General features: G+C 63.3%; 10 protein-coding genes and 2 pseudogenes. 5 read left to right on the top strand and 7 right to left on the bottom strand.

Translation table 11 applies throughout. From position 1 onward, the window contains the following. Nucleotides 1-137 (bottom strand): annotated as a pseudogene (locus tag EN781_RS18270) (endonuclease); the annotation flags it as partial. Between the two features lie 167 nt (nt 138-304). On the opposite strand from EN781_RS18270, the gene EN781_RS18265 reads away from it, so the two are divergent. Together EN781_RS18265 and EN781_RS18260 are read left to right on the top strand one after the other, a co-directional pair. Continuing rightward, nucleotides 305-880 carry a BA14K family protein gene (locus EN781_RS18265; protein WP_126053991.1) on the top strand — a complete coding sequence of 192 codons (576 nt, stop codon included), beginning with the start codon at nt 305-307 and terminating at the stop codon, nt 878-880. Nucleotides 881-1041: 161 nt separating this feature from the next. Continuing rightward, nucleotides 1042-1326, top strand: coding sequence for a PilZ domain-containing protein (locus EN781_RS18260; protein WP_126053990.1), 285 nt, complete (start codon nt 1042-1044; stop codon nt 1324-1326). 318 nt (nt 1327-1644) lie between these two features. On the opposite strand, the gene ilvC is transcribed toward EN781_RS18260, so the two are convergent. The 3 genes from ilvC to EN781_RS18245 all read right to left on the bottom strand — a co-directional run bounded on the left by ilvC (nt 1645) and on the right by EN781_RS18245 (nt 4069). Further along, on the bottom strand, nt 1645-2664 hold the full coding sequence (gene ilvC / locus EN781_RS18255) for a ketol-acid reductoisomerase (RefSeq protein ID WP_126053989.1): 1020 nt from the start codon (nt 2662-2664) through the stop codon (nt 1645-1647). Nucleotides 2665-2794: 130 nt separating this feature from the next. Then, complete coding sequence (locus EN781_RS18250; protein ID WP_126053988.1) at nt 2795-3457, bottom strand: TetR/AcrR family transcriptional regulator; 663 nt, start codon at nt 3455-3457, stop codon at nt 2795-2797. Nucleotides 3458-3610: 153 nt separating this feature from the next. Then, nucleotides 3611-4069: a MarR family winged helix-turn-helix transcriptional regulator gene (locus EN781_RS18245; RefSeq protein ID WP_126053987.1), complete on the bottom strand. Its 459-nt coding sequence runs from the start codon at nt 4067-4069 to the stop codon at nt 3611-3613. Nucleotides 4070-4167: 98 nt separating this feature from the next. Between EN781_RS18245 and EN781_RS18240 the strand changes: the two genes are divergently transcribed. After that, the gene (locus EN781_RS18240; RefSeq protein ID WP_126053986.1) at nt 4168-4473 is read left to right on the top strand and encodes a Rieske (2Fe-2S) protein; all 306 of its coding nucleotides are present in this window, start codon (nt 4168-4170) and stop codon (nt 4471-4473) included. Further along, a pseudogene (locus tag EN781_RS35985) lies at nt 4457-5041 on the top strand (glutathione S-transferase family protein); the annotation flags it as partial. The gene EN781_RS18240 and the pseudogene EN781_RS35985, both read left to right, overlap by 17 nt. On the opposite strand, the gene EN781_RS35335 reads toward EN781_RS35985, so the two are convergent. Both EN781_RS35335 and EN781_RS18225 read right to left on the bottom strand, forming a co-directional pair. Further along, nucleotides 4940-5578, bottom strand: a complete 639-nt coding sequence (locus EN781_RS35335; RefSeq protein ID WP_245455656.1) for an FAD-dependent oxidoreductase — start codon at nt 5576-5578, stop codon at nt 4940-4942. The pseudogene EN781_RS35985 and the gene EN781_RS35335 overlap by 102 nt on opposite strands. A gap of 61 nt (nt 5579-5639) precedes the next feature. Then, nucleotides 5640-6050 carry a helix-turn-helix domain-containing protein gene (locus EN781_RS18225; protein ID WP_126053984.1) on the bottom strand — a complete coding sequence of 137 codons (411 nt, stop codon included), beginning with the start codon at nt 6048-6050 and terminating at the stop codon, nt 5640-5642. Between the two features lie 137 nt (nt 6051-6187). On the opposite strand from EN781_RS18225, the gene EN781_RS18220 reads away from it, so the two are divergent. Then, on the top strand, nt 6188-7081 hold the full coding sequence (locus EN781_RS18220) for an SDR family oxidoreductase (RefSeq protein ID WP_126053983.1): 894 nt from the start codon (nt 6188-6190) through the stop codon (nt 7079-7081). 58 nt (nt 7082-7139) lie between these two features. Here the strand turns inward: EN781_RS18220 and EN781_RS18215 are convergent. Continuing rightward, nucleotides 7140-8404: KUP/HAK/KT family potassium transporter (locus EN781_RS18215; protein WP_127400211.1), on the bottom strand; the 1265-nt coding region annotated here is incomplete at its 5' end.

The raw sequence follows: 8404 nt of genomic DNA, 5'->3' as shown, positions 1-8404 counted from the left end.
AGCATCTTGTACTCGGCCTCGCTCTGGATATCGAACAGCGCCAGCGCTCGATCCTCGTTTAGCTGGTTGCGATAGCCGGAAAAATCGAACCTGTTCATCAGGTTCTCGACATTGAAGGTGGCAAGGCGCAGCGACATGGCCGTGACCTTTGCCTGCAAGTACCGGTGAAGACAAGAGCCCGCGATGCGGGCCGTGATGGTTGACGGAACCTTTCCGTTCATCCGCCGTTCAGACGACAAGTTCCATAAATAGGCCTCTTCCCGGGGTATTCTGGGCGTGGGGCCTGAAGTCTTCGGAGTGTGCAATGAAACCGCACTTTTTGTCTTCGTTGAGGTCCGGTCTGCTGACCCTGGGTCTTGTGGCTGGCGTGACGGCACCGTCACTGGCTGGTCCGATCCTTGAGCCTGACCTGTCGGTCCCGGCCAATCTGCCGGCGCCCGGCATCACGCCTGTTCGTGACGAGTGGGCCGGCGGCAATGACCGGCAGCTCCAGGAGGATTGGCGTTGGCGCAACCGCGACGGGCGGTGGCGGTCCGGCAATTTCCGCGAGCGGAATTTCTCCCGCAATTGGGACGGTGATCGTAACTGGGATGGCGACGACTGGCGCTGGAGACGCCACCATCATCGCCGGCATTTCAGGGACTCCGATGCCGCCATTTTGGGCCTCGGCCTCGGTCTGGGCTTGGGCAGCCTGTACTACAACAACGGCTACTACAACAACGGCTACTACGCTCAGCCCCGGCGGATCTACCGGACGCAGCGTCTGTCCAGCGCGCACATCCAGTGGTGCTACGACCGCTACCGCTCGTACCGGGCCTGGGACAACACGTTCCAGCCCTATAATGGCCCACGCCAGCAGTGCTGGTCGCCATATAGCTGAGCAGCAACGGATCGAGGAATGCGCAAACGGCGCCGTGTCAAGCGGCGCCGTTTTTGCCTCGGGGGCACCATGAGACGCGCCAAGCACCACCGGCGCTAACGCGCTCTTCATCAGGCGGGTCTATCGGATAGGCGGAGCGGATCGCCCGAAAGCGGAATGCCATGGCCGAGGACGAAAACAGGGACAAGCACCGGCAGCGCGTGCTGAAAGGCGCGTCGATCCTGACCGGCATCGCCAATTCCGAGGTCAAATGCACGCTGCGCAACATGCATGCCGGCGGCGCCGAGCTCAAAGTGCCGATCGAGGCGCGGGTGCCTGACGAGTTCCTGCTCTACGTGCCGACCGACGGCATCGGCTACAAGGCCGTGGTGCGCTGGCGCCGCGACGGCCGTATCGGCGTCGAGTTCACCGGCACCGAACCGAAGCCGCACTGGCACTACGGCTGAAGCTCCGCGTCCCCTGCTAGCCGAAGGGCTGGCACGAAAAAGTCGGCGGATTGCTCCGCCGGCTTGGTATTTCGCGACCAGAAGCTTGATGACAATTCGCCCTGCTGAGTCAGCTGGTGCGGGTTTCGAGAACCGGAGCGGCGCGGACATTGAAGTCCGTGAGCACCGGAAGCGCAGAAACCCGCGGCAGATGGCCGGCAGGGTAGAATTGGCGCAAGCTTCCTAGTTTTAGCCTTGCCGACCAGCTTGTTCTTGGCGATCACCGCGCGCCCGCAGGGCGAAGCCCGAGGACGCGCAATGCAAAGACCGTGGATCGCCTCAGTTCTTCGCCTTGTCGACCAGCTTGTTCTTGGCGATCCACGGCATCATCGCGCGCAGCTTCGCACCCACCTCTTCGATCTGGTGGCTGTCGTTGTTGCGGCGGATGCCCTTGAAGCGCGCCAGGCCGGCACGGTATTCCTGCATCCATTCCGAGGTGAACTTGCCGGTTTGGATGTCCTTCAGCACGCGCTTCATCTCGGCCTTGGTATCGGCGGTGATGATGCGCGGACCCGAGACATACTCGCCCCATTCGGCGGTGTTCGAGATCGAGTAGTTCATGTTGGCGATGCCGCCCTCATAGATCAGGTCGACGATCAGCTTGACCTCGTGCAGGCACTCGAAATAGGCCATTTCCGGCGCGTAGCCGGCTTCCACCAGCGTCTCGAAGCCGGCGCGGATCAGCTCGACCAGGCCTCCGCAGAGCACCACCTGCTCGCCGAACAGGTCGGTCTCGCATTCCTCGCGGAAATTGGTCTCGATGATGCCGGAGCGGCCGCCGCCGACGCCGCAGGCGTAGGAGAGCGCCAGATCGAGCGCATTGCCGGAAGCATCATGGTTGACGGCCACCAGGCACGGCACGCCGCCGCCCTTCTGGTATTCGCCACGCACGGTGTGGCCCGGGCCCTTCGGCGCAATCATGACGACATCCACGGTCGACTTCGGCTCGATCAGGCCGAAATGCACGTTGAGGCCGTGCGCAAAGGCAATCGCCGCGCCATCGCGGATGTTCGGCGCGATCTCGTTCTTGTAGATGTCGGCCTGCAGTTCGTCGGGCGTCGCCATCATCATCAGGTCGGCCCATTTGGCGGCGTCCGCGACGGTCAACACCTTGAGCCCGTCGGCCTCGACCTTCTTGGCGGTCGCCGAGCCGGCCTTAAGACCGATGGCGATGTCCTTGACACCGGACTCCTTGAGGTTGAGCGCATGCGCCCGGCCCTGGCTGCCATAGCCGATGATGGCGACCTTCTTGCCCTTGATGAGGTTGAGATCGGCGTCACGATCGTAATAGACACGCATTTTCGTCTTCCTTCCCGTTTTGAAGATCAGAGCATGATGCCGAAAAGTGTGAAGCGGTTTTCGGACGACATCATGCTCTATCTCTTTGATTTAGAGCCGGATTCAGATTTCAGGTCGACTTGACCTGAAATCATCCGGCTCTGGGGCCTAGCGGCCGGTTGTTTGCTCCATGGAGAGCGAGAAACTGCTGCGTCGCACGGGCGGCATCGCCACCGATCGTCGCCTCAGTCAATTCCAGCCGGTCGCCGAGCAGAAGCCTCATCTGCACATCGCGGGCGACCAGCCCGAAAAAGGTGCGGAATGCCGTTTCGGCATCCGCGAAATCCAGCAATCCGGCCTCGCGTCCCGCTTCCAGCACCGGCTTCAAGCGCCTGGCGAGCGCGAAACGTCCATTCTGCAGCACTATGGCGCCGAGGTCATCCTTGCCGGAACCGGCATGGCCGACGGCTACCCGGTTCAGCGCGATCGAGGTGTCGCTCGAAATCACCTTGAGCCAGTCCGAGGCAAAGCGTTCGAGGCTCGCCGTCAGCGAGGCGATATCGAGGCCCTTGCGGTCGACGGGCGCCACGCGCACCTTGGAGGCCTGCCACTGCACCGTCGCCGTCAACAGCCCGTCGCGGTCGCCGAACCATTTGTAGAGCGTTTCCTTGGAGCAGCTTGCCCGCCGCGCCACCGCGGTCATGGTCAGGCTATCGCCCTCCTCGACGAGCAGGCGAAGGGCAGCGTCGAGAACGGCCTGCTGCCGCTCCGTCAGCGTCTCGCTGCTGTCGATCTCGGCGCCTGCCTGCAACACGTTTCTTTCTCGCCTGATGAAAGGTCACGCCTGGTTGCGTACCGTACGTTACGGTTCGGCATATTGCGCAATCCTGCTGCCGACGCAAGGACAAAATGGAGAAAATCATTTTGGTATCCAGATGCAGCGCGCAAACCGCCAGGTCTGGCTGGCTCAGTCGCCGGCAGGCGGATCGCGCAACCTGCCGAGCAGGGTGGCCAGTGTCTCAACGTCCTCGACCGGAAGCCTGGCGCCCACCAACTCGGCGATCGACCGCCCGTAGACGGCCCACATGCGGCGACGCGTCTCGCGCCCGCTGCCGGTTGTGCGGATGGTCTGGCCGCGGCCGTCATCCGCGACCGGCAGCTTCTCGACCAGGCCATCGGCCTCAAGCCGCGCCAGCAGCCGCGAGATGTTGTATTGCGCAAACAAGGTCCGCTCGATCAGCTGGAACGGCCGCAGCCCGCCCTCGCCCGCTTCGGCAAGCTCGTGCAGCACGTCGTACCAGGCAAGCGGCGGCAGGCCGTTCTCCTTCAGCGCATCCTCGACCTTTTCCACGAGCTGGCGCGAAACGCGTATCAGGCGGGCCCAGGCCTTGATGGCGGCAGGCGAAGGGGAGGTTTTCTCGGTCATGCCAAATCATAGAAGGTAGATGCAATTGCATCAAGCTTGACGATCAATGCATCTGCATCTATATAGATGCATCTGCATCGATATGAAAGGCAAATCCGATGAAGCACGAAATCTGCAAGATCGCCGACATCCCGGAGACGGGCAGCCTGATTGCCCCGTTCTTTGGCCGCGAGGTGCATGTCTGGCGCAGCGGCGACCGCGTCCGCGCGGCCGCCAATGCCTGCCTGCATTTCGGCGGACCACTCGACTGCAAGGACGGCAAGCTCGTCTGCCAGTGGCACGGCGCATCCTTCGATATGGCCAGCGGTGACCGCGTCGAAGGGCCGGCGCCTAAAAACGCGCGCCTGATGTTTCTCTCGACTCGCGTCGAGGACGGCGCGCTCAACTATGTCTGGGGAGAGTGAGATGTCCGGCAAGCTCACACTCGTCAGCCATCATTTGTGCCCCTATGTGCAGCGGGCGGCGATCTCACTCACAGAGAAGGGCGTGCCATTCGAGCGCGTGATGATCGATCTCGCCAACAAGCCGGACTGGTTCAGGGCGATCTCGCCGCTCGGCAAGGTGCCGCTGCTCAGCGTCGATCGCGATGGCGAGGAGACGGTGATTTTCGAATCGGCGGTGATCCTCGAATACCTCGAGGAAACCGAAGCCAATCCGCTGCACCCCGTTGATCCGCTGACGCGCGCCCGGCACCGCGCCTGGATCGAGTTTGGTTCAGCCATCCTGAACGCCATCGGCCGGTTCTACTCCGCTTCCAGCGAGGCCGCGTTCCGGTCCGAAGCCAGCGGCCTGTCGGCGATGTTCGATCGGCTGGAGGCGGAACTGGCAGACCGCACGAGCCCGGGGCCCTGGTTCACCGGCGCGTATTTTTCACTGGTCGACACCGTCTACGGGCCGATCTTCCGCTATTTCGACGTCTTCGACCGGATCAGCGATTTCGGCATCCTCGATGGAAAGCCGATGATCGCGGAATGGCGCCAGGCGCTGAGCGATCGGCGGCCGGTGAAGGAAGCGGTCGACCAGGATTATCCGCAGCGCCTCGAGGCCTTCCTGCGCGCCAAGGCTTCGCGTTTGTCTCAGATCATCCGGCAAGGTGATCAGGCCACCGCGCTTCCTAGCCTCGATTTCGACATTCGTCTCGATAGCGATCGCCTCGCGCCGGGCGGCGCGGAACAGCACGGCGAACAGGGCCGCACGATGCACCGCCAGCCCGAAGCGGCCGCCGCGTTGGGCGTCATAGCGGACGTCGAGCACCGTGCGGCCGCTTCCGGCGTCGGCGCCGTGCAGTCGGTCGATGCGGCTGCCCAGTGAGAGGATGTCGTCGAGCAAGCCAAGCTCGGCCAGCGCGCTGAGCCCGGTCGGCTGCAGGATCAGCCCGGAACCGACCGGCTTCGGTTCATCGAACCGCTCGAAGACGGTGACGTGGTGTCCTGACCGGTTGAGATGGAGCGCCGTGGCCGGCCCGGCCGGCCCGGCGCCGGCAATCGCGATATCGAGAGATTCTTGCATTGCCCGCCCAGCCCGAACAGCAGCATTGCCAAATCAAGCCGCCGCGCTAACGCATCGCGCCTTAGGCTTGCGCGGCGTCGAATGCGGCACGCGCCTCGCGCACCGCGTCATGGTTGAGTTCGGCCCATTGGACGAGCTGATACAGGGGCACGAACATCGAACGCCCGAGATCGGTCAGGCTGTATTCGACACTTGGCGGCTTGGTTGGGAACACCTCGCGATGAACGTAGCCGTCGCGCTGCAGTTCGTGCAGGGTTTGGGTCAGCATGCGCTGCGAGATGTCGGGAACCAGCCGCCGCAGTTCACCGAAGCGATAAGGCTTTTCCGCAAGCGCCGTTACCAGCAACGGGCTCCATTTGCCGTTCATGCCTTGCATGACGTCGCGAACCGGGCAATTGGCGAAATTGGCGCCGTCCGTCATCGCCTTGTAGATCTCGATCTTCGATTTCAGATTGACGATCTTGCCGTCCATCGCTGGTTCCCTGCGTGTGCCTACCTCCCGGAAAACTGCCTTCTTTACGGGGAGCGGTCAATTCCTAATTTAGTGCTGGTCTCTTTTTGAGACCATCAAGAGCACTCGCCGCTTCGGCACAACATCAGGATCACCCCATGAGCGAAACCCTTCTCGTCACCGGCGCCTCCGGCCAGCTTGGCCGCAGCGTCCTGCGCCATCTGCTCGACGCGCAGAAGATTGCGCCGGCGCGCATCATCGCCACCACGCGCAATCCCGAAAGCCTCGCCGATCTCGCGGCGCTCGGCATCACCGTCAGGGCAGCCGACTTCAACGACCAGGCCTCGCTGGAACATGCTTTCAAGGGCGCCGACCGCGTGCTGATCATCTCGACCGGCGACCTCGACCTCAAGAGCGACCGGCGCCTGAAGCAGCATCAGGCCGCGGTGGCCGCCGCCCGGGCGGCCGGCGTCTCCCACCTGCTCTACACCTCGATGCCCAATCCGGAGCCGGGTTCGCCGGTGCTGTTTGCCGGCGACCATTACGGCACTGAACAGGCGATCAAGGCGAGTGGAATCGCCTACACGATCTTCCGCAACGGCTGGTACCAAGAGAACCTGTTCCTGGCGCTGCCGCACGCAATTGCCTCGGGCAAGTGGTATACGTCGGCGGGCGAAGGGCGTATCGCCCATGGAGCGCGCGACGACATGGCCGCCGCGATTGCCGCCGGCCTCGCTTCCGGCTCGACCGACAGCCGGATCCACACGCTGACCGGCCCGCAGGCCTATACGACGACCGAGATCGCCGCCCTCGTTAGCGAGGTCACCGGCAAACCGCTGGAAGTCATTCAGTTGCCCGACGAGGCCCTGACCGAGGGCGTGAAGGCAGCCGGCGTTCCCGAGGAGTTCGCCCGCATCATCGTTTCCTTCGACGCCAACACCCGCTCCGGCCGCATCTCCATGGTGACGGACGCGATCGAGACGCTGTCGGGACGCAAGCCGAAGTCGCTGAAGCAGTTCCTTGAGGCGAACAAGGCAGCGCTCGCCGGCTGAGGCGGCAGCACGCGCTCACAACTGTGAAGGCCGCGCTCCTTGCGGGCGCGGCCTTTCTCTATATCGCCACCTGCGTGCCGATCTCGACCACGCGTCCGGTTGGGATCTGGAAGTACTCTGTCGCATCCGCCGCCGTTCTTGCCAGGCCGATGAACAGCCGGTCCTGCCACAGCGGCATGCCGGAATTGGGAGAGGCTTTCAGCGAACGCCGCGACAGGAAGAAGGACGTCGTCATGATATCGAACTTCCAGCCCTGCTTACGGCAGATCGCCAGCGCGCGCGGGATGTTGGGCTGCTCCATATAGCCGAAGTTCAGCGTCACCCGCATGAACAGTTCGTTGACCGTCTCCATCTTGACGCGGTCGCTGTCGGGCACCACCGGCTGCGGCGCGGTCACCACCGAGAGGATGACGTTCTGCTCGTGCAGCACCTTGTAGTGTTTCAGGCTGTGCATCAACGCGGTCGGCGCGCTCAAGGGATCGCTGGTCAGGAACACGGCCGTGCCCGACACCAGCTGCGGCTTCTTCTTCAGCAGGTTGCCGGCGAGGAAATCGAGTGGGATCTCGTTGCGACGGGTCTTGTCGAACAGGTAGCGGCTGCCCCGCACCCAGGTCCACATGGCCATGATGATCGCGAAGGCCACCGCCAGCGACGCCCAGCCACCCTCGAATACCTTGACGATGTTGGAGGCGAAGAAACCGACGTCGATGAAGGCGAATAGCGCCGTCAGGCTGATCGCCAGCCAGGACGGCCATTTCCAGATGCGCGACATGACGACATAGAGCAATACCGTCGTCACCAGCATATTGCCGGTCACCGAGATGCCGTAGGCCGAGGCCAGCCTGCTGGATTCGCCGAAGCCGACCACCAGCAGCATCACCACCAGCGCCAGCAGCAGGTTGACGCGCGGCATGTAGATCTGGCCGGACTGCTTTTCCGACGTGTGCAGGATCTCGAGCCTGGGCAGCATGTTGAGCTGAACCGCCTGCCTGGTCAGCGAAAAGGCGCCGGAGATCACCGCCTGGCTGGCGATGACGGTCGCGGCGGTCGCCAGCACCACCATCGGTATCAGCGTCCAGCCCTCGTTCATTTCAAAGAACGGATGGCCGACGACGCCGTTCTTCGTCAGCACGAAGGCGCCCTGCCCGGCGTAGTTGAGCAGCAGGCAGGGAAACACGATCGCCAGCCAGGCGAGCACGATCGGCTTGCGGCCGAAATGGCCGAGATCGGCATAGAGCGCCTCGGCGCCGGTGACGGCGAGGAAGATGGCGCCGATGGTGACGAAGGCGACGTCCGGCGAATGGATCAGGAAGGCGACGATGT

Source organism: Mesorhizobium sp. M4A.F.Ca.ET.090.04.2.1, from assembly GCF_003999085.1.
GTDB lineage: Bacteria > Pseudomonadota > Alphaproteobacteria > Rhizobiales > Rhizobiaceae > Mesorhizobium.
Note: the sequence above shows the minus strand (reverse complement) of the source record. Positions and strands in the feature narration are given on the sequence as shown.

Excerpts from the sequence above, each read along its gene's own strand:
- EN781_RS35335 (WP_245455656.1), bottom strand. The coding sequence starts at position 5,578 with ATGCAAGAATCTCTCGATATCGCGATTGCCGGCGCCGGGCCGGCCGGG.
- EN781_RS18220 (WP_126053983.1), top strand. The coding sequence starts at position 6,188 with ATGAGCGAAACCCTTCTCGTCACCGGCGCCTCCGGCCAGCTTGGCCGC.
- EN781_RS18245 (WP_126053987.1), bottom strand. The coding sequence starts at position 4,069 with ATGACCGAGAAAACCTCCCCTTCGCCTGCCGCCATCAAGGCCTGGGCC.
- EN781_RS18260 (WP_126053990.1), top strand. The coding sequence starts at position 1,042 with ATGGCCGAGGACGAAAACAGGGACAAGCACCGGCAGCGCGTGCTGAAA.
- EN781_RS18265 (WP_126053991.1), top strand. The coding sequence starts at position 305 with ATGAAACCGCACTTTTTGTCTTCGTTGAGGTCCGGTCTGCTGACCCTG.
- EN781_RS18240 (WP_126053986.1), top strand. The coding sequence starts at position 4,168 with ATGAAGCACGAAATCTGCAAGATCGCCGACATCCCGGAGACGGGCAGC.
- ilvC (WP_126053989.1), bottom strand. The coding sequence starts at position 2,664 with ATGCGTGTCTATTACGATCGTGACGCCGATCTCAACCTCATCAAGGGC.
- EN781_RS18225 (WP_126053984.1), bottom strand. The coding sequence starts at position 6,050 with ATGGACGGCAAGATCGTCAATCTGAAATCGAAGATCGAGATCTACAAG.